Source organism: Taklimakanibacter deserti (assembly GCA_003574785.1).
In genome coordinates this window covers 114544-137697 of the sequence record QORU01000003.1, presented here as the reverse complement: position 1 = coordinate 137697, position 23154 = coordinate 114544, and the positions used below count along the sequence as shown (strand labels likewise).

The following is a 23154-nucleotide window of genomic DNA, read 5'->3' as shown; positions in this document are numbered from 1 at the left end:
CAATAGATAGCCCGCAGAGAAAGGAAGCCGATTGATTTCGATCAAACCCGCCCGGGCTGATGCCGGTCAGGCTTTCGGACGATCCTGGTCATCGTCGATGCCCCGCCACGCGGCGCCGTCGAGATCGTCATACTGACCTGCCTTGAGGCTCCACAGAAATGCGACAAGCCAGATAGCGCTGATCAGCAAAGCGAGTGGTATCAGAAATATCAGGCCGCTCATGCGGGCCTCCGCTGCCGCCCTGCCAAGCCCGGCATTCCAAGGGGGTCCGGAGCCGGCACATTTACCGCCTTCCAGCCCGGCAGGCTTACACCCAAGCGCAGTGCGTTGGCGATCACGATCAGGCTCGAGGATGACATGGCAACTGCCGCGACGAGCGGCGTCGCCAATCCGGCCATCGCGATCGGCACCGCCAGCAGATTATATCCGATCGCAAGCGCGAAATTCTGCCGGGCTATGGCTTGCGCCTTGAGGGCGACGCGCCTCGCGAAGCTGACCGCGGCGAGCGACTCGCTCATGAAGACAATGCCGGCGGCAGTGCGGCCGATATCGCTCGCTGTCGAGGGCGCCATCGAAACATGGCCCGCCGCCAGCGCCGGAGCGTCATTGATCCCGTCACCAACCATCAGCACCTTGCGACCCATGCGGCGAAGCTGCTCGATACGGTCGAGCTTCGCTTGCGGCGACAGGCTTGCGAAACAGCTTTCGATCCCGGTTTCCGCCGCAACCCGCTCTACCGCGGCGCTGCGGTCGCCCGACAGGAGCTCGACCGACAAGCCCTCGGATCTCAATGCAGACACGGTCTGGCGGGCCTCCGGACGCAGCCTATCCTCAAAATGGAAGAAGATGGGTTGATCCGACTGGCGGCGAAACGCGATCTCGAGACGGCCGTCGTCATGATCCCTGGCCGGGACGCCGCACCACGCCCGGCTCCCCAGGCGCAGGGCCTCGCCCTTCGAGGCGCCTTCCAGTCCCTGGCCCGGATGTTCGGTCACGCGATCGAGCGGCGTTGCCGCAATACCAAGCTTGCGAAGTCCCGCTGCAAGAGCCACCGAGAGCGGATGGCGGCTTTCCCGCGCCAGTCCATGGGCAAGCGCCAGCATACCGGCCGGTGCTGCCGTCAGTCCTTTCATCTCGGGACTTCCCAAAGTCAGGGTTCCCGTCTTGTCGAACACGACCGTGTCGACATCCGCCAGCTTCTCGAGCGCGGCACCGTCCTTGATCATGATCCCGCGCCTGAACAACATGCCGGAGGCCACGATCTGGACAGCCGGGACGGCAAGTCCCAAGGCGCATGGACAAGTGATGATCAGAACAGCGATCGCCGCCATCAGCGAGTCATGCCAACCGTAGCCCAATGCCAGCCAGCCCGCCAAGGTGGTTGCAGCAAGGATATGAACCGCCGGGGAATAGAAACGGGCAAGACGATCGGCGATCCGCACATAGGCGGATTGGTTCTGCTCGGCCGCGGCCATGAGCCGGATGAGGTCGGCCAGAAACGTATCGTTGCCGGTCGCCGTAACCTTCACAAGGAGGGCGCCTGTGAGATTGAGCATCCCGGCCTGGACCGGGTTTCCGCGTTTCACGGCTTCAGGCGCGCTCTCACCGGTCATGATCGACCGGTCCACGTCGCTCGACCCTTCAGCAATCTCGCCATCGGCGGCAAATCTCTCGCCCGCCGCCACGGCCATCATCATGCCGGGCTTGAGCCCCTTGGCCGGAATTTGCCGGTGACTGCCATCGGCTTCGACCGCCGTCGCAACCGCCGGCGTCAGTGTCATCAGCTGGGAAATGGCGCTCCGGGCCCGCGCCCGCATGAGGTGATCGAGATAGCGTCCGACCAGCAGGAAGAAAAGCAAGGATACCGCTGCGTCGTAGTAAGCATGTGCCCCGCTGTTGATCGTCTCGAAAAGGCTCATCAGGGTGGCAAGGCTTACTCCCAGTGAGATCGGCACATCCATATTCACCCGGCCATGGCGCAAGGCGGCAAGTGCCGATGCGAAAAAAGGCCGGCCGGAATAGATGACAGTCGGCAATGCGATCAGGGCCGAAAGCCAGTGAAAGAGATCGCGGCTTGCCGCATCCGCGCCTGTCCACACGAAGCCTGAAAACAGCATGATATTTGACGCAGCGAAGCCGGCAACGACAAACGCGCGCAGGAGAGCGCTGCCTTCCCGATCGTCCTGTAGGAATCCGCTTTCGCGCGGGTCGAACGGCCGGGCAAGATAACCGAGACCTCCAAGCCGCTCGATGAAGGCTTGTGGCTCGACCTCGCCATCGCGCCAGGTGATGGTGACCCTGCGCGCCGTGAGGTTGACGCGCGCGCTGACCACACTCTTGATCTCTTGCAGCGCCGCTTCAATGTTTCTTATGCAGGCGGCGCAGTGAATGCCGGGAACGATCAGCTCGATCCGACTGAGCCCGGGCCCGGCGAAACTCACCCATCGTTTCGCCTCTTCGGCTTCGAGACGCGGCAGCTCGCAGTCGCCTGCAACCGGGCTGGGACAGCATGTCATTTATCGGCACCTCTCGGAGCAAGGAAGCGATAGACGCGACGCAAGGTCTCCCCGGTCGCGGTGCGCGCTGTCGCTTCAGCATCCCAAAGGCCGGGCGAGAGTGCCACAGCCAACTCATATCTCCCCGACGCCGTCTCGTTCAGCAGGAGCTGCCGGTCCTCGCGGTCAGTCGAGGGACGCTTCAGGGTGACGCTCACTTTTGCCCGCTCAACCGGACGCCGCTCAGCATCGCCCAGCGTCAAGGTCAGTCTGCCCCTCGCATAGCCGAGACTTTCCTGCCAGCCGAGCAGCGCCTGGCGGCGCGCTTCCGCCAGCTCTTCGTTGAAGCCCTGGCTTGCAACATAACCGTTCTGGACCACGAGGCCCGTCCAGCTTCTCATGGCAAAGACGGCGAGCGTGGTGTTGACGGCAATGATGACCACAAAAAACGCGGCCATGACTGCGAAGACCTGGCGACCGGTTATGCCTGCGGCACGGGCGCTCATGGTTCGTCTCCTGTCCTGGATGGGCCATGGAAGATCGCCGGATATTCGCTGCGCTCGGCGGCTTCCGTCTGACTGCTGTCGGTTATCACGAAGGAGAAGCCGGTCGTTTCGCCAGTCATGGCCTCCCGCGGCATGGCGACATAGGTTTTGATGCTGCGCAGCTTGTCGGCTTCGACCTCGACCTCGAAGGCACGCGACGGCGGCTGCTCAGACCCGGCCAGCGTCATCACCGCCGCCGGAGCTCCCTCGATCGACAGGCGGAAATTGCGTGGCCGCTGCTCCATGTTCAGGATCTTGATCGTGTAGCCGTTGCGGATGGACCCGTCCGAGAGCGTCACGAACAAGGGATTGCGGTCGGCCACCACATTGATGTCGAGACGCTCGCGCATCGCGAGCGAGACCAGCATGACGAGGCCGGCCACGACCCACAGTGCCGAATAGACGATCGTGCGCGGCCGGATTAGTGCGCCGCGAAGCAGGGTCTTGGGTGAGACGGACTTTGCCGCCTCGAAGACCTTGAGGCTGGAATAGGAAATGAGGCCCCTGGGCTTGCCGATCTTATCCATGACGGAATCGCAGGCATCGATACACAGCGCGCAGGTGATGCAGGCCAGCTGCTGACCGTCGCGAATATCGATGCCCATCGGGCAGACCGCGACACAGGCATTGCAATCGACGCAATCACCCGCCGACTTACCCTCGGCCAGGAGCTTCTTGCGGTGGGCCGATCGCGGCTCGCCGCGCCAGGCATTGTAGGTTACGACAAGCGAATCCTCATCGACCATCGCCGCCTGGATGCGCGGCCAGGGACACATATAGATGCACACCTGCTCGCGCATGAAGCCCGCGAGCACATAGGTCGTCGCGGTGAGGAGCCCGATCGTCGAATAGGCGACGGGCGCTGCCTCCCCTGTCACCAGGTCGCGGGCAAGCGAAGGCGCATCGGCAAAGTAGAAAATCCAAGCCCCACCGGTCGCCACGCTGATCACCACCCAGATCGCATGCTTCATCACCCGCTTGCGCAGCTTGTCGAGGGACCAGGGCGCCGAATCGAGCTTTATGCGGGCATTGCGGTCACCTTCCACCCAACGCTCGACCACGAGGAACAGGTCGGTCCAGACGGTCTGCGGACATGTATAGCCGCACCAGGCCCGCCCCACGACGGAGGTGACGAGAAACAGCCCTACCCCGGCCATGATGAGAAGGCCGGCGACATAGTAGAATTCCTGCGGCCAGATCTCGATGAAGAAGAAGTAGAAGCGCCGATGCGCAAGATCGACCAGGATCGCCTGGTCCGGCGCGTAAGGTCCACGATCCCATCTGAGCCATGGCGCGATGTAGTAGATGCCGAGCGTCACCGCCATGATCAGCCATTTGAGCCGGCGGAAGTCGCCGGAAGCGCGCTTGGGATGTATCTTCGTGCGCGGCGCATAGAGCTTCAGTCGCTGGGGTGCGTTGACCGCCTCGACATTGTGGCGCTCTATATCGGCTGGCCTGCCGCCGGTGTCCTGCTCTGCCAATGGATATGAATCGGCCATTGCAATCTCATTGTGGCTGGAGCGTTTCGCCGCCGCCGAGCGAGTAGACATAGATCGCCAGTTCCTTGAGCGTGACGTCGTCGAGGCGGTGGCCCCAGGCCGGCATGACGCCCTGGCGCGGCCTCGTGATCTGCGCGACGATGGCCGCTTTGTCGCCGCCATAGAGCCAGATGGCATCGTTCAGACGGGCGCCCCCCGCCTCCCGCAGCCCTTGGCCCCGCTCGCCATGGCAGGCGACGCAGTTTGCAGCGTATAGTGGCTCGCCCTTGGCCGCCGCCTCGGCATCGTGTGGCTGTCCTGACAATGCCAGCACGAACTCCGCGGTCGAATTGATCTCATCCGGGTTGAGCATGCCGTCGCCGAAGGCCGGCATCTGAGAAATGCGTGTCTCGGCATCGGCCGCATAGCGGATACCACTCTTGAGCGTCTTGTGGATCTCCTCGTAGGTTCCGCCCCACAGCCAGTCGTCGTCATTCAGGTTGGGATAGCCCTTGCCGCCCGCGGCCCCCGATCCATGGCACTGCACGCAATTGACCTTGAAGGCGGCGGCACCGCCAGCGCGGGCGAAGTCAAAGAGCTTGGGATCCTGCGAGATCTGGCCCAGATCATTGGCCTTGATCCTGTCGCGCCATTCGCTCTGAGCCGCAGCCGCATCGGCGATCTCCTTCACCACATCCTGGCGGCTGGAATAGCCGAGCACTCCGCTCGTGGCGGAATTGATCAGCGGCCAGGCCGGATAGGCGATCGAATAAACCAGCGCCCAGACAATCGTTGCATAGAAGGTCCATAGCCACCAGCGCGGCAATGGCGTGTTGAGCTCCTTGATGCCGTCCCATTCATGTCCGGTCGTCGAGGTTCCGCTGATTTCGTCCCGTTCGATCTCGGACATGTCAGATCTCCTTGTCGTCATCGAGCGGCAGCCGGGAAATGCGCGAATAGACCTTGCCGGCCCCGGGGCGCATTGCGAAGGCGACGATGCCAATAAAAATCACGAACAGAGCCAGAAGACCCCAGCTGTCGGCAAAATGTCTGAGCGCGTCATAGGTCATTTTTCATCACCGCAGATTGGCTTCGGCCTTGTAGGCATTGAAGTCGACGAGCGTCCCCAGCATTTGCAGATAGGCGATGAGAGCATCCATTTCGGTGATCTGCCCGCGCTGCCCGTCGAAATCCCGTGCCTCCGCCTTCGGATAGCGCTTTTGGAAGGCATCAACGTCGCCGGCGTCAGGATTTGCCTGGGCAGCGAAATCCGCAGGCGCGTTGGCGATCATTTCATCGCTATAGGGAACGCCGACGCCGGCATTGGCGCGCAAATGGTTGGCAATGTCCTTCCCCGAGATCGGCGTCTCGAGCAGGAACGGGTAGCCGGGCATGATCGATTCCGGCACGACCCCGCGCGGATCGACCAGATGGTCACGATGCCATTCGTCGGAATAACGCCCGCCGACGCGCGCCAGGTCGGGACCCGTGCGCTTTGATCCCCATTGGAACGGATGGTCATACATGCTCTCGGCAGCGAGACTGTAGTGGCCGTAGCGTTCGACCTCATCGCGGAAAGGCCGGATCATCTGGCTGTGGCAGAGATAGCAACCCTCGCGGATATAGATATTGCGACCGGCAAGCTCGAGAGGCGTATAGGGACGCATCCCCTCCACCTTTTCGATCGTGTTCTGCAGATAGAAGAGAGGCGCTATCTCGACGATGCCGCCAATGGTGACGACCAGGAGACTCAGGATGAGCAGCAGGGTGGCGTTGCGCTCGATGAATGCGTGGCGGAACATGAGGTCCTCCTAAGCCACTGCCGCGGCGGGGGCCGGGACCTGCTGACGGATGCCGCCTCTCACGGTGCGGATCAGGTTGTAGGTCATGACCAGCGCCCCTGCGAGGTAGAGGATGCCTCCCAGCGCGCGGATGAAGTAATAGGGATGCATGGCGGCAACGCTCTCGGCGAAGGAATAGACGAGGAAGCCCTGGTCGTCGTATTCGCGCCACATAAGCCCCTGCATGATGCCGGCGACCCACATGGACGCGGCATAAAGGACGATGCCGAGCGTCGCGAGCCAGAAGTGCCAGTTGACCAGCCTCAGGCTGTAGAGTTCCTGCCTGCCCCAAAGCCTGGGCACCAGATGATAGACGCAGGCGATGCTGATCATGCCGACCCATCCCAAGGCGCCCGAATGGACATGGCCGATAGTCCAGTCAGTGTAGTGGGATAGTGAATTGACGGCCTTGATCGACATCATCGGCCCCTCGAAGGTCGACATGCCGTAGAAGGCGATGGCGAGGACCATGATGCGCAGGACGGGATCAGTTCGCAGCTTGTCCCAAGCTCCGGAAAGCGTCATCAGGCCGTTGATCATGCCGCCCCAGGACGGCATCCACAGCATGATCGAGAAGATCATGCCGAGCGATTGCGCCCAGTCCGGCAGCGCGGTGTAGTGGAGGTGGTGCGGTCCGGCCCAGATATAGAGGAAGATCAGCGACCAGAAATGTACGATCGAGAGCCGGTACGAATAGATCGGCCGCTGCGCCCGCTTGGGAACGAAATAATACATCATGCCAAGGAAGCCGGCGGTCAGGAAGAAGCCGACGGCATTGTGCCCGTACCACCATTGGGTGAGCGCATCCTGCACGCCCGAGAACAGCGAATAGCTCTTCGTACCCAGAAGCGAAACCGGCAAGGCCAGGTTGTTGACCACATGCAGCATCGCGATCGTGACAATGAACGACAGGTAGAACCAGTTGGCGACGTAGATATGCGGTTCCTTGCGCCGGATGAGGGTGCCGAGGAACACCGCCAGATAGGCGACCCAGACGACCGTCAGCCACAGGTCGACATACCACTCAGGTTCCGCATATTCGCGCGACTGCGTGATGCCGAGCAGATAGCCGGTCGCTGCGAGGACGATGAAGAGCTGGTAGCCCCAGAACACGAACCAGGCGAGGTTGCCGAAGGCGAGCCTTGTGCGACAGGTGCGCTGGACGACATAGAAGCTCGTCGCGATCAGGGCATTGCCGCCAAAGGCAAAGACGACCGCCGAGGTATGAAGTGGCCGCAAGCGGCCGAAATTGGTCCATGGCAGGTCGAAATTGAGCGCCGGGAAGGTGAGCTGCAGGGCGATGACGACGCCCACCAGGAAGCCCGCAAGCCCCCAAAAGACCGTGGCGATCATCCCGGCCCTGACGACGCCGTCGAGATAGACGGATTCGCTGACCGCAACCGAATGGCCATTGGGAAATCGGCGGGCATAGTAGACGATGAGGCCGGCTACGGCGATGAAGCCGATCCAGGCGTGGACGGCAAAACCATCATCCTTCGTCATTGCCGCGAGCACGACCAGGAAAAGGGCGACGCAGCCCAAGACGGCTGTCCGCGCCAGTTGTTCCGACTCCGACATGTGCCTCAGCCCTCCTTGTCTTACCGAATTCGCTCTTACGGGAGGCACGGCGAGGCGGCTTTGATCTGTGTCAATGCGCCAAAGGCGCGGGGCGCCCAAAAATCAATCCAAGGAGCTATTTGTCCTATGATGTCCACCCAACAGATCCAATCCGACGGCTGGCTGCGTCGAAGCCCTCTCGACCTTATCGAGCATGAGCACTTGGCTCAGGCCCAGCTTTGCGACTCGCTTGAGAGGATCGCCGACGACCTGCCGGACAATGTCGATCGCCGGTTGTGCATGCAGGTCATCGATGCACTCCAGTTCCAGATGCCCGTGCATCATCGCGACGAGGAGCTCGGCCTGTTTCCGCTGATCGAGAAGCGGGCTTTGCCCGACGACAATATCCATGACATCCTCGCCCGCCTGGCGCTCGAACATGCGACCGACGAAAGCTTTGCAAGCGAGCTGCTGGAAAGCCTGGAGGGCTTGCGGGAAGGCAAGAAGCTCAAGAACCCCGATATGGTCGGCTATATGCTGCGCAGCTTCTTCGAGAGCTACCGCAGGCATATTCACTGGGAGAATGCGATCGTCCTGCCCCTGGCGCGCGCCCGCTTGACGAGTGAGGATCTGGAAGAGCTCAATCGCGCCATGGTGAGCCACCGCCAATAGAGCGCGCGACCGGTGCTCAGATCATGGCAGCCGCTGTGATCTTGCGAAAGCGCATCAGCGAGAGAGCGAAAAAAAGAGCTCCCATGACCGTTACTTGCAGAAACTGTGGCCAGACGACTTCGATTCCGGCGCCGCGGTAGAGGATAGCTTGGGCGAAGCTCACGAAGTGTGTTGACGGCGACAGCCGCATAACCGACTCGAGCAGCGGCGGCATGCTGTCAAGCGGCGTGTTGCCGCCGGAAAGAATGTTCATCGGCAGGGCGACCAGAAGGAAGAGGAGCCCGAGCTGCGGCATCGAGCGGGCCACCGTACCGAGAAATATGCCGATCGCGGTTCCGAAGAACAAATAGAGCATGACGCCGGCCATGAAGAGGGGGATCGATCCGACGATCTCAATTCCGAACAGTGTCCGCACAACAAGCCATAGCGACAGGCCGACCGCGACCGTGATCACGAGATTGTTCGCCCAGACTTTTGCGGCCATGATCTCGAAGGGCGTGAGCGGCATGGTGAGCAGGTGATCCATCGTCCCATGCTCGCGCTCGCGGACGATTGCTGCGCCAGCGAGAATGATCGCCAGCATGTTCACGTTGCCGATGATCGCCATGGCTGCGTTGAACAACTGGGTCGTGACATTGGGATTGAAGGCGACACGCGCCACGAGTTTGACCGGCATGGACTCGACGACATCGACGCGAGCAACGTGGCGGGCGACCTCGGTGTCGATGATCTGCTCGAGGTAGCCGGAGCCGATTCCCGCCTGCATCGAGGCGGTGGCATCGATGTCGAGCTGCAGGGCTGGACGGCGACCTGCCCGCACGTCCCGCTCGAAGTTCGGAGGGATGTCGATGACGAATGTCTGAAGCGCCGTATCCATCGCGCGATCGATCTCATCTACTCGGATTTCGGCCGGAGACTTGAAGTAGGGCGGCAGGAGAACCTGCTTGATGGCGCGCGAGAGGCTCGAATGGTCCTCGTCGACCACGGCGACCGCCGCGTCACGGATTTCCTGGGCCGGGTTTTGCGCCTGCGTGTACACCGCCAGCGTGAAGGAGTAGATGACGAACCCGAACATCACGAAATCACGCGCGAAACTCCGCAATTCTTTCGTGCCGAGCCAAAAGATGTTCTTAAGCCGCCGGCGCATGTCAGCGCTCCTGCTTTCGCAACAGCGCGAGGCTGAGGAGCGTCAGGACGGGGATGAAGAGGGCGAGCACGAGCAGGCTGCCAGCAAGCTCCTGGAACCCGAGGGCTTTCGTAAAAGCGCCGACAGAGATCGTGAGAAAATACATCGTCGGAAAACTGTGCGCCATGAAAGCGGGGAAACCCGACAGGGACGAGACCGGCGTCAGCAGGCCGGAGAACTGGACGGCCGGCATCGCCGTCAAGATTCCTGTTCCGAAGAGCGCAGCCATTTGGCTGCGAGTGAAGCTCGATACGACGAGGCCATAGCCGGTCATCGCTATTACGTAGAGGAGCCCACCCAGCAGCAGGACCGGGAGGCTGCCCTTCAGCGGTACATCGAACAGGAAGATCGCCATGGCGAGCAGGCCGAGCAGGCTCACAAATGCCACGACGACATAAGGAAGCTGCTTGCCGAGAAGAAACTCCAGGCGGGTAACCGGAGTCACATAGAGATTGGTTATTGAGCCGAGCTCCTTCTCCCTCACTACCCCGACGGCCATGAGGATGGATGGGATGAAGGCGAGGAGCATGGCGATCGTCCCTGGTACCATCGCGAACACGCTCTTGAAATCCTGGTTGTAGCGGAAGCGGGTCTCGATCGTGGCAGCAGGCGTCAGCGTCGCATGGCCGGTTCGGCTGGCGAGGTTCGCCAGGTAGGATCGGTGCACGCCGGCAAGATAGCCGCGCGCTGTCTCGGCGCGAAATGGCATCGCGCCGTCGATCCAGGCGCCAACCTCGGTCGCAGCGCCGCGGGCGAGATTGCGACCGAAGCCGGGTGGAATCTCGATCGCGACCAGGATCTCTCCGGCTTGCAGCCGCCGCTCAAGACCTCCGTAAGCATCGAGCGGTGGCTTTTCCTCGAAATAGGGAGACCCGCGAAGCTCCTGCAAATAGGCGCGGCTTTCCGGCGTGTTGTCACGGTCGAGCACGGCAAAGGACAAGCCATTCACGTCCGTGTTGATGCCGAGCCCGAAGGCCACCATCAGGAAGGCCGTGCCGAGAAACGCGAAACCGAGCCGGATCGGATCGCGCCACAATTCGAGACCCTCGCGCCAGGCATAAGTGAGAAGCCGGCTGAGGCTGAAGATCTTGGGACGGGCCGCCCGCCGCATTGGCGCGACATTGCGACGCGCTGGAGCCGGGAGGTCCGCCGATACGTCCCGGCCCCCGTCCGCTTCTTCCAGGTAGGAGATGAAGGCGTCCTCGAGGTCTGTTGCCCCGCGCGCCGCAATGAGCTCGGCGGGGCTGCCGCTCGCCAGGACCTTGCTCGCATGCATCAGCGCAATACGATCACAACGCGCCGCCTCGTTCATGAAATGCGTCGATACAAAGATCGTGACGTCCTGGTTGCGCGAGAGATCGACGAGCAGCTCCCAGAAGCTGTCGCGGGCGAGCGGATCGACGCCCGATGTCGGTTCATCCAGGATGAGGAGCTCGGGTTCGTGAACCACCGCCACGGCGAGCGCCAGTCGCTGACGGATTCCGAGCGGCAGCTCGGCGGCTCGTTGATCGACATGCCGGTCGAGGCCGAATCGCTGAATGAGCTCGGCGATCCGCGTTTTCGCCCTGTCGGGCGGAAGGTGGAAAAGCCGGCCGTGCAGATCGAGATTCTGCCGGACCGTCAGCTCGGTATAGAGGGAGAAGGACTGCGACATATAGCCGACGCGGTTGCGGAGATCGTCCTTGGTCTCCGTGATCGGCCGGCCGAAGAGCCACGCGCTGCCGCTGCTGGCGGGCAGGAGTCCCGTGAGCATCTTCATCGTCGTCGTCTTGCCGGAGCCGTTCGATCCGAGAAACCCAAAGATCTCGCCGCGCTCGATTGCAAAGCTTGCGCCGTCCACAGCAACGAAATCGCCGAAGCGCCGCGTCAAGCCCTCAGCCTTGATGGCAATGGACCGCTCGCATGCCGGGCGCGGTGGGATGTGGAGTGCCCTGTGAGCGCGGCGAATTGTTTCGGGGAGTAGGGCCATGAATGCCCCTTCCAGGTCCGCACTTCCCGCGGCTGACTTGAACTCGGAAGGCGAGCCCCTGGCCAATATCCGGCCTGCGTTCATCGCAAACAAAAAGTCGAAACGTTCCGCCTCCTCCATGTAGGCGGTAGCCACGATCACGCTCATCTCTGCGCGCTCTTGGTGCATCCGCCCGATCAGGTCCCAGAACTGGCGGCGTGACAGCGGATCGACGCCGGTCGTCGGCTCATCGAGGATGAGCAAGTCGGGATCGTGCACGAGAGCGCAACAGAGGCCGAGCTTTTGCCGCATGCCGCCGGACAGCTTGCGAGCCTGGCGATCACGGAAAGGCGCGAGGCCGGTTGCTTCGAGAAGCTCCTCCAGCCGCTGCCGCCGCTCCGCCGGCGGCTGACCGAACAGGCGGGCGAAGAAGTCGATATTCTCCTCGACGCTCAGGTCGGGATAGAGGTTCCTGCCCAGCCCCTGCGGCATATACGCAATGCTCGGGCAGATGCTCGCCCGATGTCGGGGATCAACCATGTTCCCACCGAGCACCAGCACATGGCCCGACTGCAGCCGCTTGGTGCCCGCGATCAAGCCGAGAAGCGTCGATTTGCCGACGCCGTCCGGGCCGATAAGGCCGACGAATGCGCCAGCGCCGATCTCAAGGGAGATATCCTCGAGTGCCGCCGTCGCCCTGTAGTGATGGCGAAGCCCCAGGATCTCGACGACCGGCTCGATGCTATTCGGCATCCGAGTGCACCGGTTTGAGCGCGGCAGGCCAGTCGGCGGTCGCGTCCAGAAGGACGAAGCCGATGCCCGGCGAGCCTGCGCGGATCTGGTTCGGATGTGCGCGGAGAAACTCGTTGTCAGTCCGGATTCGAACGCGGAACATCAGCTTGTCGCGCTCGCTCTTCGTCTCCACCGCCTTTGGAGTGAACTGCGCCTGGTCCGAGACGAACACGACCTTCGCCGGGATCGGGCTTTCCGGAAAGGCGTCGAGCACGATACGCGCGTCGGCTCCGACGGCAGCGCGCCCAGCTTGCGCGGTCGGCAGGAAAAGGTCCATGTAGACATATCCCAGATCGAGCATGGTGAAGACCTTTCCGCCGGCCGCGAGTACCTCTCCGGTGTTCGCCAGGCGATACTGAATGCGACCGTCGCGCGGGGCCACCAGCGTGGCGTCGGCGATGTCGACCTCGGTAGCGTGGGCATCATGGCGGGCACCCTCGAGCGCCTGCTCAGCCGCTTGCAGCAGCGCTTTCATCCCGGCGAGGTCCGCCGTTGCGGCGTCGAGTTGCTGCTGCCGCTGATCGAGCAGTTCCGTCGTCGCGTAGCCTTTCTGGAACAGAAAGCCGGTTCGCTTGAAGTTCTGCACGGCGAGAGTGACTTCTGTGTTGCGCCGATCGACATCCGTTTTCGCTCCTTCGCGCACGCTCTCCAGCCGTCTGATTTCGGCTTTCTTCTTTGCCAGCGATGCTTCGAGGTCGGCGGTATCCATCCGTCCTACGACCTGGCCGGCAGTCACGGTATCGCCCTCATCCGCCAAAAGCTCCGCGACACGGCCGCCGAGCTTGGTCGCAATGTCAATCTGGTCTGCCTCCACACGCCCGTTGCCGGATGCGATGCCGGCCGGCAATCCCGGTGTAACATACTGCCACCAATAGCTCGCCCCGACGGCGCCTCCGGCCAGGACCACGAGGGCGAGGCCGATCCATAAATGCAGGCGGGGTTTTCTGGTCGCGGGCGGAAGCAGGACGGTGGCAGGCACGCCCGCCTTCGGCGGCGAAAGCGGTGCCAACGCCGTTCCAGCCTTGTCAGCGACGTCGGTCTGGGTCATTACGCAGTCTCCCGGGCGAACCGAGCCATTTGTCCAATAAGGCATAGTTTCAAGCGCGACGGTTGGTGAACGGCATTGATGTATGTCAAGGCGGTCAGGAGCGCTCCTGAATTGCCGGGCGACAAGTGGCTTGAAGATCAGTGGACGCGCATCGATCGATCTCAAATGAGACCGATATTGCTGTCATTTCCCTCTTTTTCAGTGTGAGAGGAGGACGGAACATTTCATGTCCCGCAATACCGTGCGCGTGACGCCACCGAGGATGAACTCGCTCAAGCGCGAATGTCCATAGGCACCTATAACCAGCAGGCCGGCGCCCGCATCGGCTGCCTTCTGCAAGAGGATCTCCCCTGCAGTCTTATCGCTGCCCGCGACCGGAGTGACCACGACCTTGATCCCATGCAGGTTCAGGGCGTCGGCGATCCCCTCGCCCGGACTTGTCTCGGACCGCGAGCGCTCGGCCGGTGGATCGACCCAGATCACATGAATCGTCTTGGCACGCTGGAGGATGGGCAGGCTGTCGAACAGGGCGCGAGCGGCCTCACGCGAGCCGTTCCAGCCGATGACGACCGTTTCGGGAACGGAAGTCATCGGCTTCTTGAATGGGACGACCATGACCGGCCGGCCGGCCGCCACGGCTATGCGTGGCACAAAATCCAGCTCGACACCGAGTTCGGATTTCGTGTCGGTCTTGCTCAGCAAGATGAGATCGTAGCAACGGCCCGATTCTATCACACTGTCGGCGATCAGAGGGCTGGCTGACTTGTCGATTCGCAGCCGATGGCGGGCCGAGCCTTCCGGAAAGCCGGCTCTGAACGCTGCCTCGACCGAGGCGGACTGGCGGCGGAAGAACTCGCGGTGGGTTTCAAACATCTCCGGAATCGGCTCATAGCGGGCAGCCGGATAAACCGGCGCCGCCGGCACGACATAGAGTCCTGTCACACGTGCTTCGAATTCGCGCGCCAGGGTGGCCGCAGTGGCAATGACGGCTTCGTTATTGGCTGTTTCGTTGAGGTTGGTGAGAATGGTTCGGAATGACATGGTGCGGCCCAGAGAATGAGCCGGCATTCTGGCACCGCCTCACCCGTCCTCCATTGACTTGCGTCAAAGCCCCGTATCCTGCCCGGCAGCTTCCGCCAAGGCCTCGATATCAGGCACTTCCAATGTACGCGTGTCGATCATGTCGACGATTCCAGCCGCCTTCAGCCTTGTCAGTTGACGGCTGATCGTCTCGATCGTGAGCCCGAGATAGTCGGCGATATCCGCACGCCTGAGAGGAAGGTCGAACCGTCTCACGACGGGCTCGCTCTCGCCTGGGCAATCGGCCATCACGCTTCGACGGGCGAGCAACAGCAGGAAGCTTGCGACCTTCTCTTCGGCGGTCTTGCGTCCGAGCAGGAGCATCCACTCGCGCGCCGCGTCAAGCTCGTCCAAAGTGCGTTCGAACAGGCGGTGCTTGAGCTCGGGATAGATATCGATCAGGCGCTCAAAGCCCTCGTTCGGGAACATGCACACTTCGACATCGCTTGCCGCCTCGGCAAAATAGGGATTGCTGCGGCTGAATGTCCGCCCGAGGAAGTCCGGCGGAAACAAGAGGCCCACGATCTGTTGCCGGCCGTCGGCAATCGTCTTGGTGAGCTTGATGGTGCCCGAGATGACATTGGCAAAGAAGGTGACCGGCTCCTGGTCCGACATGATCATCTGTCCGGCCGCGTATTTCTTGCGGTGCGATATTTCGCTCAACCGGGCGATCTGCTCATCGCTCATTGCCCCACAGACAGCGCGGTTGCGCACGGCGCAGTGCTGACAGCGAAAAATCGGGGCAATACGTTCTGAGCTTTGCAGTGTCTTGGTCATGGGCCGCGGGTTCAGTTTGCCGAAACTTACCCCAGACTAGGGAGCAAGGGTCGGGCCGCTTTGATCCAGATCAAATTCCGAAGGCCACCTTGATCGAGATCAAGGCATTCGCCAGAGACGCGGTGAAATATCGCATCCCATGGACCAGCGCCCTCCCCTCAAATGCAACCTGAAACACGATTGCGATCCGGCCGGTGATCCGCCGTCATCCTGTCTCGTCGACAAATATGACGGTCGCGTGCCGCGCTATACAAGCTATCCCACTGCGGTGAACTTCCGCACGGATATCGGGCCGGATCAGTATCGCAGCTGGCTCGCCGCTCTCCCCAGGGATCAGCCGCTATCGCTTTATCTCCATATCCCCTTCTGTGAACGCCTGTGCTGGTACTGTGCCTGCCATACCGGCGTCACCCACAGGCGGCAGCCCATCGTCGATTATCTCAAATCCCTGATGGCGGAGATCGACCTCGTGACCGCTTCCATCCCGCATCGGCCTGTGGTTTCCGCAGTACATTTGGGCGGCGGCTCGCCGAATATGCTCTCGACATCCGACCTGGCCCGGCTTTTCACCCGCCTGCGCGAGAGATTTGCATTTGCCGACCAGGCGGTGATCGCGGCCGAGCTGGACCCGCGCTCGCTCACTCACGAATGGATCACGGTCGCGGCAGATCTCGGCCTGAACCGCGCAAGCCTCGGGGTCCAGGATCTCGATCCTGCCGTCCAGGCGGCAATCAACCGCATCCAGCCCTTCGAGATGCTCGAATGGTCGATCGCGACATTGCGCTTTGAAGGCGTCGACTCGGTCAATCTCGATATCGTCTATGGCCTGCCCCGCCAGACGACTCACGGATTGGCCAAGACCATCGACCAGCTCGTCAAGCTCGAGCCCGACAGGGTGGCACTCTTCGGCTATGCCCATGTTCCCTGGATGATGCCTCGGCAGAAGCTCATCAGGGAAGACGAGCTTCCGGATGCGCGGCAGCGCTATCAGCAGCAGCTCGTGGCCGCCAACAAGCTTCAGGAAGCCGGCTACATCCCCATCGGCCTCGATCATTTCTCGCTGCCTGCCGACGATCTCGCCATCGCGGCCGAGAACGGACTCCTGAGGCGGAATTTTCAAGGCTATACCAGTGATGACGCAACGACCGTGATCGGCTTTGGCGCTTCCTCGATCAGCACCCTTCGACAAGGCTTTGCGCAGAACCACCCGGACATCCGGAAGTGGCGGGAGGCGATCGTTGATGGTCGGTTCGCAACCTATCGCGGTACCGCTTTAACCCATGACGACCGCTTCTGGTCCGATATCATTCAAGCCCTCATGTGCGACCTTGAAGTCGATTTCGCGCCCATCCTGCGCCAGTGGAATATGTCGGCGTCTGCTCTTGCCCCGGCCCTGACCCGGCTCCATGAAATGGAGAGGGACGGGCTGGTGCGGCTATGCGGCTCCGTCCTCGCGGTGACCAGGCTGGGACGGCCGTTTTTGCGGACGATCTGCGCGAGCTTTGACCAGTATATTGTCGACCACAGTCCCACCGCCCATCATGCGCGGGCGATCTGACCGACCTTCGACAGCACCTTCTCGTCTCCGCCTTTGACAGAAGTCAAAACTGAACGCCCGCTCAAGATTATTGTGCGTCGTTGGGTCAAACGAAGGCCGTGCGGATGCATAATCAGAGAATACTCTATGTACTGGCGGGCACTGGAGGTGTTCGATGGGTAGAGCGTGTCGGCGGACGATCCTTCAGGACATATCGGAGACTGAAATTTCCCGCAGGCGCATCGGCTCATGACCACCAGAATGAGCCAATGGCCATGCGCAATCTTCTACGTTTGATGCTGACGGATGTGCGCGGAAACAACACACAGTGCTTCGACAGCTTGATCCTGGTTGCGCCTTGCACCATTCTCGATACGCTTCGCGCTTCTCTCTCCCTCGATGCTCCGACAAAAATCGTTGCTTGCGTAGACCGGGACCTGAGCAGGATCCGCGACCAGGAGCTGTGCCGCTATCTGCCTCTGCATCTTGTCTACCGGTCTAATGTGCCGATGCTAACAGCCAAGACAGTCAATGAACTCTGAAAGCGGTCTTTGCGCTGGCATAACGAGTTCCAGTGAACTCAACGGATCAGCCCCTTGATCCAAATCAAAGCCTTGCCCGCAAAAGCCTGACACCCAGCGGCAAAGGTCAGTGAACACCGATGAAGAGCAGAGCCAAGCGATAAGCGCTGCCCCCGGCCGAGCAGATCTGTTCCTCGATTGTCGGGCATGATGGCTGTCTATGGACTTGGCCAGGATCGACCCGATCAAACCACCTACCCCACCTGCCAAGGAATTTCGGAGGTCCTTTTTGATCGATGTCAAGAGAGTCTTCTCTGATCAGTTGTAGTGAGACAAGGCACTTCTCCCCCGCCGTCGCCAACCCCGAACGACGGCAAATCAGGGGTCGGCGTCTTTTCCCCTCGATGCCGACCCCAACTCTTTCTTCCTGGCGCTCCCAGCGATCTGACGTGAATTCGCCGCTTTGAAAGAACAGGGGCGCGCCATTGAGATTGGTCCGGCTGCATTGATCCTGGTCAATGCTGTATCCAAGCAACCGGGCAAAACTTCAAATTGCAAATATGTTCCACATCATTTCCAAAGGGTGTGGCTATGCAGATCCTTGGGAAAATGCTCGTTCTGATGGTCGCGCTTTCCGCGCCTGTCATGAGTCAACAAATCGGCGATCCAGAGAAAGGGCTTCGCTTCGCCTTGGAGGTTTGCTCGGGGTGTCATGCCGTGCATCCCAAGGAGCTCGTATCGCCCCTGCCGCAAGCTCCGCGCTTTGAGGATGTTGCCAATACCCGCGGAATGACCGCTATCGCCCTCACTGTCTGGTTTCAAACATCGCATCCAACGATGCCAAACATTACCATGGGGGACCAGGAAATGAGAGATGTCATTCAATACATCCTGAGCCTGAAAGAGCATTGAATTAACAAATCAACTTTGCTCCCGCATCATATCATCGACTATCTGTTCCGATCGCGCGGTAGTATCGTCACTCGGGTTTGCATGGTCTGGATCCGATTACTGCTTGCCGTGCGCGCTGTCTTTGCGCTGGCACAACGAGTTCCGGCGACCCAAGCGGACCAGCATCCTTGATCCAAATCAAAGCCACGCCCGTTTGAGGCTTCTAGGGATGGTCTTGAAAAGGAGCCTCTCATGCGAATGCCAAGAACACTTTACCTGATCGCCGACGGCGGCCGAGTTCGCTATGTCGAGCGTACCGGCCCTGGACATTTCACTACATTCCGCAAATTCGTATCCGCCCATATGCATGAGAAGGCTTCCGCGCTCGGTCGCGACAGGCCAGCACGGGTTCAGGAAAGTATGACGGCTACCCGTCACGGCATAGAACCAAGGATCAAGCCACGGGACAAGATCGAGCTGGAATTCATTGAGGCGATAGCAGCGGATCTCCGGGAAGACGAGACGGTTGGCGACTTTGACAATCTGGTGATCGCTGCGCCAGCAAAGCTCCTCAAAGCCTTGCGCAAGTCATTGCCTGCCGCGTTCACGGCCAAGCTTGTCGACTCGATCGACAAGGATTTGACCAAGATTCCTGACAGTGACCTGTATCGACATCTGCCTGTTTTCCTCGCTTCAAAAGCAGCAAGCTAGTTCATTCTCATCGATGAGGGATCTGTGATGGCCCTGTCAAAAACACACCAACCTGCCAGCAGACGGTTTCCGGAGGGCTTTGCCAAGGTCAGGCTGCGCCTGGCGCGCGAGCACGGCCATCCGCAAGGAAGCCCCGAGCATGGCTACGATCTGGTCATGCCGCTGGACAACGCCGGCTGCATCGATGGCAAATTGTGGAAATCCCACCGTGACCTTTGCCGCGTCGTGCATTACCGGTCGGGCGAAGAACATGACCTCGGGCATTTGGTCCGTCAGCCTGGCGGTCAGTGGAAATTCCATTACGACATCAAGGGCGATGAGGGCGATCCTCAGGGTTATCACTTTACGGATGAGCGGTTTGTTGTAGGCGAGTATATATCCGTCATAGAGGACGACGGTCCGCACACCTATCGCGTGGTCACGGTCGAGAGGCTGTGACGACATCGCGCGCCATGATGCTGGTCGAATATGGCCAGCCACTGGTGATGCGCGAGCGCGCTTTGCCCGTTCCACGGTCCGGCGAGATTCGTGTCAGGATTGGCGCTTGCGGGGTCTGCCGGACCGATTTGCACGTCGTCGACGGCGAATTGCCCAAGGTCCCGCTGCCTCTCGTTCCCGGCCATGAAATCGTCGGCTATGTGGAAGAGATCGGCGCAGGCGTCGCTGGCTTTGAACTCGGCCAGCGGGTCGGAATTCCCTGGCTTGGCCATACATGCGGTCAATGCGCCTATTGCCTGTCCGGACACGAAAACCTCTGCAATCAGCCACTTTTTACGGGCTACACGCGGGATGGCGGCTATGCCACTCACGCGATAGCCGATGCCCATTATGCCTTTGCCTTGGCGGACGGAAAATCCGATGAGTGCCTGGCGCCGCTCCTCTGCGCCGGTCTGATCGGTTGGCGGTCACTGAGGATAGCGGGCGATGCAAAGCGTCTCGGCTTGTACGGCTTTGGCGCCGCCGCCCATATCGTGGCCCAGGTCGCCAAGTGGGAAGGCCGGCGGATCTTTGCCTTCACCCGAAGGGCGGATACGGAAAGCCAGGCCTTCGCACGGCAACTCGGCGCCGAATGGGCCGGGGCGTCCGATCAGCCCCCGCCCGAGCAACTGGATGCCGCCATCATCTATGCGCCAATCGGGACGCTTGTCCCGCAGGCGCTGAAGGCCGTACGCAAGGGCGGTCGCGTCGTCTGTGCCGGGATACATATGAGCGACATACCAAGCTTCCCTTACAGCTTGCTCTGGGAGGAGCGCCAGGTCGTTTCCGTCGCCAATCTTACACGCGACGACGGGGACAGCTTCTTACGCCTGGTTCCAAAGATAGGAATCGAGACGACAGTTTCTGCCTATCCGCTCGCCGAGGCCAATCAAGCGCTGTCCGACCTGCGCCAGGGCCGATTACGGGGCGCAGCGGTGCTTAAGATATGAGGAAAAATGATATGCTCGAGCCTTCGCAATTGCGCCAAATCAAAATACCCGGTCCGAGCTCGAGTAAAGGATCGCGCAAACGGGAGAAGATCATGCGGCAGATCCGCGATATCGAGAACATACTCATCGGCCTGACCGTCGAGGCGAAGGAAGAGCCGACCGCTGCCATCAGCTACGGGCTCTCATTGGCAAAGCGCGCCAACGCGCAGGTGACCGTCTACGCGCCATCGGCGAAGCTCGTTCTGCCGCACGCTTTTGTCAGCGGAACTGCCGCGGGGATAGTGGCAGCGGAAAACCGGTATCTTGAGGAGTTGGCACGGACCGCCGTCGGCCGCATCCAGGACCAGGCAAAGGAGGCCGGTGTCGAGGCCACCGTGGCATCTCCCCAGCTCAAGCGCCTGAAACTGGTCGAAGGCTTCACCAAGGAGACCCGCCTGCACGACTTGTGCATTCTCGACAGCGAATCCCAGGCGCTCGACATCGACCGTGATCTCATCGAAGCCGCCCTGCTCGACAGCGGCCGGCCGCTCATCGTCGTGCCGCCGGAAAGCAAAACCTTCAGCGCCCGGCATGTTGTCGTCGCCTGGGATGGAAGCGGAAAGGCGGCCCGTGCACTTTTCGATGCATTGCCCATCCTGCACGCCGCAGAGACTGTCGAAGTCGTGCAAGTAGAAGGTGAAAAGGACCTCGCAAACATACTTCCGGGTTCAGCCCTCGCCGCGCACCTGCTGGCCCACAGGATCGAGATCGTGGCCAAGACCATCGGCGCACGCGACGGCGACGTTGCCGAAGCGTTGCGCCAGCATGCCGATCGCTCGAGCGCCGACCTGATCGTGATGGGCGGCTTCGCCCATGCCCGTATCAGGCAGCTCATACTGGGCGGCGTAACGCAATCCATGCTACGGCATTGCCCTGTTCCGCTGTTCCTTTCTCACTAAAGACAGGCGGCCAGTTTCGCCATGCAAGGCTCTACCGGCTTGAGCCGGTCTGATGCTACAATGCCGTCCGAGCGAGCAGGAGCGGCTTGAGAAACATGCGAAAGAGAAATCCGGGCACGCCAACCGGGGCGTCGAAGCTCGAGGCCATTCTGAATTCGGCGGTTGCCGCGATCATCACCATAGACACCAAAGGCATCATCGACTCGGTGAATCCGGCAACTGAGCGGATTTTCGGCTATGCGGCGAGCGAGCTGGTCGGACAGAATGTCCACATACTGATGCCCGAGCCTTTCCACAGTGAGCATGACGGATATCTTTCCAACTATCTCACCACGGGAAAGCGAAAGATCATCGGCATTGGCCGCGAAGTAGTGGGAAAGCGCAAGGACGGCACCACTTTTCCCCTCGATTTGGCGGTCAGCGAGTTTTTCGCCGATGGAACGCGCTACTTTGCAGGCATCATAACCAATCTCAGCGAGCGCAAGCGCGTGGAGGAAGCCCTGCTGGACAGCGAGCGCAAGCTTGCACAGGCCCAGCGATTGGAGGCGGTGGGCCAGCTTACCGGTGGTATCGCCCACGACTTCAACAATCTTTTAACCGTGATCACCGGCAATCTCGAGCTGATCGAGATGCATATCCAGGATGACAAGCTCCGCAAGATGCTGCGCGACAGCCAGGAGGCCGCTGAGCTTGGTGCAAAGCTCACGTCCCGGCTTCTCGCTTTCGCCAGAAGAAGCCACCTTGAGCCGGAGGTGCTCGAGATCAACAATCTGGTTCTCAATGTCACGAGCATGCTGCGGCGCACATTGGGCGAGCAAATATCCCTATCCACGATCCTGGCGCCGGATCTGTGGCTGGTGAAGACAGATCCCACGCAAGCCGAGAGCTCGCTGGTGAATTTGGCCATCAATGCGCGTGATGCCATGCCCAAGGGCGGAAAGCTGATTGTCGAGACAGGAAACGCCCATGTGGATGAGATTCGAACCGGCAGCAACATCGAATTGCCGCGTGGCGACTATGTGCGGATATCCGTATCCGATACCGGCATGGGCATGCCGGACGAAGTCAGGGATCGTGCCTTCGAGCCGTTCTTCACCACCAAGACGAGAGGCCACGGGACAGGCCTCGGGCTCAGCATGGTCTATGGTTTTGCCAAGCAGTCAGGCGGTCACGTCACGATCTACAGTGAAGTCGGTCACGGTACGATCATCAACATCTATCTACCGCGTGCGGACGGAGCTGCGGCACCCAGCGAAGCCGGGTTTGAGCCAGACGCGGCTAGCCACAACAGGGTTGTCCTCGCGGTCGAGGATGATGAAGCCGTCAGAAACTTGACGGTCACACGGCTGAAGACATTGGGGTACGAGACCTACGAAGCGCCCGATGGCGCCACCGCCATCAACATGCTCGAAAAGGGACTCAAGGTCGACCTGCTGTTCAGCGACCTGGTGATGCCGGGCGGTCTGTCAGGCTACGACGTGGCCAAGAAGGCCAAGGAAATCGATCCGTCGGTCCGGGTCCTGCTGACATCAGGATATGCGGAAGACCTTGTTCGAGCTGAGAACCTCGGCAATCTGAAACTGCTGCGAAAGCCCTATCGCCTCACGGACTTGCGCAAGGCGCTCGACATGGCGTTCGGTGATGACGCATGAACTTTCATTGATTTGCGTCAAAGTCGGGCGATGCCGAACGTCATAGATTTGCGCCGTT

22 protein-coding genes are annotated in these 23154 nt (G+C 60.9%); 9 read left to right on the top strand and 13 right to left on the bottom strand.

The features are described 5' to 3' along the window. Positions 1-66: 66 nt before the first annotated feature. The 8 genes from ccoS to ccoN are packed head-to-tail and all read right to left on the bottom strand — an operon-like array spanning position 67 to position 7937. Positions 67-222 (bottom strand): cbb3-type cytochrome oxidase assembly protein CcoS, encoded by a 156-nt coding sequence (gene ccoS / locus DS839_RS06740; RefSeq protein ID WP_119269536.1) that lies wholly within the window; start codon positions 220-222, stop codon positions 67-69. Next, the gene (locus DS839_RS06735; RefSeq protein ID WP_119269535.1) at positions 219-2516 is read right to left on the bottom strand and encodes a heavy metal translocating P-type ATPase; all 2298 of its coding nucleotides are present in this window, start codon (positions 2514-2516) and stop codon (positions 219-221) included. Before DS839_RS06735 ends, ccoS begins: the two co-directional genes overlap by 4 nt. Next, complete coding sequence (locus DS839_RS06730; RefSeq protein ID WP_119269534.1) at positions 2513-3001, bottom strand: FixH family protein; 489 nt, start codon at positions 2999-3001, stop codon at positions 2513-2515. Before DS839_RS06730 ends, DS839_RS06735 begins: the two co-directional genes overlap by 4 nt. Then, entirely contained in the window at positions 2998-4539 is a 1542-nt protein-coding gene (gene ccoG, locus DS839_RS06725; RefSeq protein ID WP_119269533.1) for a cytochrome c oxidase accessory protein CcoG, read from the bottom strand. The genes DS839_RS06730 and ccoG overlap by 4 nt, the downstream gene beginning before the upstream one ends. Positions 4540-4546: 7 nt before the next feature. Next, entirely contained in the window at positions 4547-5428 is an 882-nt protein-coding gene (gene ccoP, locus DS839_RS06720; RefSeq protein WP_119269532.1) for a cytochrome-c oxidase, cbb3-type subunit III, read from the bottom strand. A gap of 1 nt (position 5429) precedes the next feature. Continuing rightward, a complete protein-coding gene (locus tag DS839_RS06715; RefSeq protein ID WP_119269531.1) occupies positions 5430-5588 on the bottom strand; it encodes a cbb3-type cytochrome c oxidase subunit 3 in 159 nt (52 codons plus the stop codon). Positions 5589-5594: 6 nt separating this feature from the next. Continuing rightward, positions 5595-6320, bottom strand: a complete 726-nt coding sequence (gene ccoO / locus DS839_RS06710) for a cytochrome-c oxidase, cbb3-type subunit II (RefSeq protein WP_119269530.1) — start codon at positions 6318-6320, stop codon at positions 5595-5597. Positions 6321-6329: 9 nt separating this feature from the next. After that, entirely contained in the window at positions 6330-7937 is a 1608-nt protein-coding gene (gene ccoN / locus DS839_RS06705; protein WP_438816500.1) for a cytochrome-c oxidase, cbb3-type subunit I, read from the bottom strand. Between the two features lie 126 nt (positions 7938-8063). Between ccoN and DS839_RS06700 the strand changes: the two genes are divergently transcribed. Next, a complete protein-coding gene (locus DS839_RS06700) occupies positions 8064-8588 on the top strand; it encodes a hemerythrin domain-containing protein (RefSeq protein ID WP_119269529.1) in 525 nt (174 codons plus the stop codon). A gap of 16 nt (positions 8589-8604) precedes the next feature. On the opposite strand, the gene DS839_RS06695 is transcribed toward DS839_RS06700, so the two are convergent. From DS839_RS06695 to DS839_RS06675, 5 genes are all read right to left on the bottom strand, one after another. Then, positions 8605-9735: an ABC transporter permease gene (locus DS839_RS06695; RefSeq protein WP_119269528.1), complete on the bottom strand. Its 1131-nt coding sequence runs from the start codon at positions 9733-9735 to the stop codon at positions 8605-8607. Position 9736: 1 nt separating this feature from the next. Continuing rightward, positions 9737-12475 carry a ribosome-associated ATPase/putative transporter RbbA gene (rbbA, locus tag DS839_RS06690; protein ID WP_119269527.1) on the bottom strand — a complete coding sequence of 913 codons (2739 nt, stop codon included), beginning with the start codon at positions 12473-12475 and terminating at the stop codon, positions 9737-9739. Then, a complete protein-coding gene (locus DS839_RS06685; RefSeq protein ID WP_119269526.1) occupies positions 12465-13562 on the bottom strand; it encodes an HlyD family secretion protein in 1098 nt (365 codons plus the stop codon). The genes rbbA and DS839_RS06685 overlap by 11 nt, the downstream gene beginning before the upstream one ends. A 198-nt stretch (positions 13563-13760) precedes the next feature. Then, positions 13761-14630: a universal stress protein gene (locus DS839_RS06680; RefSeq protein WP_119269525.1), complete on the bottom strand. Its 870-nt coding sequence runs from the start codon at positions 14628-14630 to the stop codon at positions 13761-13763. A 36-nt stretch (positions 14631-14666) separates the two neighbouring features. Beyond that, positions 14667-15329 (bottom strand): Crp/Fnr family transcriptional regulator, encoded by a 663-nt coding sequence (locus DS839_RS06675; RefSeq protein ID WP_368911275.1) that lies wholly within the window; start codon positions 15327-15329, stop codon positions 14667-14669. Between the two features lie 229 nt (positions 15330-15558). On the opposite strand from DS839_RS06675, the gene hemN reads away from it, so the two are divergent. From hemN to DS839_RS06635, 8 genes are all read left to right on the top strand, one after another. Then, positions 15559-16977, top strand: coding sequence for an oxygen-independent coproporphyrinogen III oxidase (gene hemN / locus DS839_RS06670; RefSeq protein ID WP_119269523.1), 1419 nt, complete (start codon positions 15559-15561; stop codon positions 16975-16977). A 248-nt stretch (positions 16978-17225) separates the two neighbouring features. Then, a complete protein-coding gene (locus DS839_RS06665; RefSeq protein WP_162918344.1) occupies positions 17226-17498 on the top strand; it encodes a host attachment protein in 273 nt (90 codons plus the stop codon). Between the two features lie 570 nt (positions 17499-18068). Beyond that, the gene (locus tag DS839_RS06660) at positions 18069-18389 is read left to right on the top strand and encodes a c-type cytochrome (RefSeq protein WP_368911274.1); all 321 of its coding nucleotides are present in this window, start codon (positions 18069-18071) and stop codon (positions 18387-18389) included. A 237-nt stretch (positions 18390-18626) separates the two neighbouring features. Further along, the gene (locus DS839_RS06655) at positions 18627-19079 is read left to right on the top strand and encodes a host attachment protein (protein ID WP_162918343.1); all 453 of its coding nucleotides are present in this window, start codon (positions 18627-18629) and stop codon (positions 19077-19079) included. A gap of 27 nt (positions 19080-19106) precedes the next feature. Beyond that, entirely contained in the window at positions 19107-19517 is a 411-nt protein-coding gene (locus tag DS839_RS06650) for a hypothetical protein (RefSeq protein WP_119269520.1), read from the top strand. Between the two features lie 14 nt (positions 19518-19531). Further along, positions 19532-20506 (top strand): zinc-dependent alcohol dehydrogenase family protein, encoded by a 975-nt coding sequence (locus DS839_RS06645; protein ID WP_119269904.1) that lies wholly within the window; start codon positions 19532-19534, stop codon positions 20504-20506. Between the two features lie 92 nt (positions 20507-20598). Further along, the gene (locus DS839_RS06640; RefSeq protein WP_119269903.1) at positions 20599-21444 is read left to right on the top strand and encodes a universal stress protein; all 846 of its coding nucleotides are present in this window, start codon (positions 20599-20601) and stop codon (positions 21442-21444) included. Positions 21445-21539: 95 nt separating this feature from the next. Then, positions 21540-23096 carry a PAS domain S-box protein gene (locus DS839_RS06635; protein ID WP_119269519.1) on the top strand — a complete coding sequence of 519 codons (1557 nt, stop codon included), beginning with the start codon at positions 21540-21542 and terminating at the stop codon, positions 23094-23096. Positions 23097-23154: the final 58 nt, after the last annotated feature.

What these genes read in the sequence shown, in the direction of transcription:
- DS839_RS06675 (WP_368911275.1), bottom strand. Translation starts at nt 15,329, where the DNA reads ATGAGCGATGAGCAGATCGCCCGGTTGAGCGAAATATCGCACCGCAAG.
- DS839_RS06685 (WP_119269526.1), bottom strand. Translation starts at nt 13,562, where the DNA reads ATGACCCAGACCGACGTCGCTGACAAGGCTGGAACGGCGTTGGCACCG.
- DS839_RS06665 (WP_162918344.1), top strand. Translation starts at nt 17,226, where the DNA reads ATGGCCATGCGCAATCTTCTACGTTTGATGCTGACGGATGTGCGCGGA.
- DS839_RS06700 (WP_119269529.1), top strand. Translation starts at nt 8,064, where the DNA reads ATGATGTCCACCCAACAGATCCAATCCGACGGCTGGCTGCGTCGAAGC.
- DS839_RS06645 (WP_119269904.1), top strand. Translation starts at nt 19,532, where the DNA reads ATGATGCTGGTCGAATATGGCCAGCCACTGGTGATGCGCGAGCGCGCT.
- hemN (WP_119269523.1), top strand. Translation starts at nt 15,559, where the DNA reads ATGGACCAGCGCCCTCCCCTCAAATGCAACCTGAAACACGATTGCGAT.
- DS839_RS06730 (WP_119269534.1), bottom strand. Translation starts at nt 3,001, where the DNA reads ATGAGCGCCCGTGCCGCAGGCATAACCGGTCGCCAGGTCTTCGCAGTC.
- DS839_RS06650 (WP_119269520.1), top strand. Translation starts at nt 19,107, where the DNA reads ATGGCCCTGTCAAAAACACACCAACCTGCCAGCAGACGGTTTCCGGAG.
- DS839_RS06715 (WP_119269531.1), bottom strand. Translation starts at nt 5,588, where the DNA reads ATGACCTATGACGCGCTCAGACATTTTGCCGACAGCTGGGGTCTTCTG.
- ccoG (WP_119269533.1), bottom strand. Translation starts at nt 4,539, where the DNA reads ATGGCCGATTCATATCCATTGGCAGAGCAGGACACCGGCGGCAGGCCA.
- rbbA (WP_119269527.1), bottom strand. Translation starts at nt 12,475, where the DNA reads ATGCCGAATAGCATCGAGCCGGTCGTCGAGATCCTGGGGCTTCGCCAT.
- ccoP (WP_119269532.1), bottom strand. Translation starts at nt 5,428, where the DNA reads ATGTCCGAGATCGAACGGGACGAAATCAGCGGAACCTCGACGACCGGA.
- DS839_RS06695 (WP_119269528.1), bottom strand. Translation starts at nt 9,735, where the DNA reads ATGCGCCGGCGGCTTAAGAACATCTTTTGGCTCGGCACGAAAGAATTG.
- ccoO (WP_119269530.1), bottom strand. Translation starts at nt 6,320, where the DNA reads ATGTTCCGCCACGCATTCATCGAGCGCAACGCCACCCTGCTGCTCATC.
- DS839_RS06660 (WP_368911274.1), top strand. Translation starts at nt 18,069, where the DNA reads ATGCAGATCCTTGGGAAAATGCTCGTTCTGATGGTCGCGCTTTCCGCG.
- DS839_RS06735 (WP_119269535.1), bottom strand. Translation starts at nt 2,516, where the DNA reads ATGACATGCTGTCCCAGCCCGGTTGCAGGCGACTGCGAGCTGCCGCGT.
- ccoS (WP_119269536.1), bottom strand. Translation starts at nt 222, where the DNA reads ATGAGCGGCCTGATATTTCTGATACCACTCGCTTTGCTGATCAGCGCT.
- DS839_RS06640 (WP_119269903.1), top strand. Translation starts at nt 20,599, where the DNA reads ATGCGGCAGATCCGCGATATCGAGAACATACTCATCGGCCTGACCGTC.
- DS839_RS06635 (WP_119269519.1), top strand. Translation starts at nt 21,540, where the DNA reads ATGCGAAAGAGAAATCCGGGCACGCCAACCGGGGCGTCGAAGCTCGAG.
- DS839_RS06680 (WP_119269525.1), bottom strand. Translation starts at nt 14,630, where the DNA reads ATGCCGGCTCATTCTCTGGGCCGCACCATGTCATTCCGAACCATTCTC.
- DS839_RS06655 (WP_162918343.1), top strand. Translation starts at nt 18,627, where the DNA reads ATGCCAAGAACACTTTACCTGATCGCCGACGGCGGCCGAGTTCGCTAT.
- ccoN (WP_438816500.1), bottom strand. Translation starts at nt 7,937, where the DNA reads ATGTCGGAGTCGGAACAACTGGCGCGGACAGCCGTCTTGGGCTGCGTC.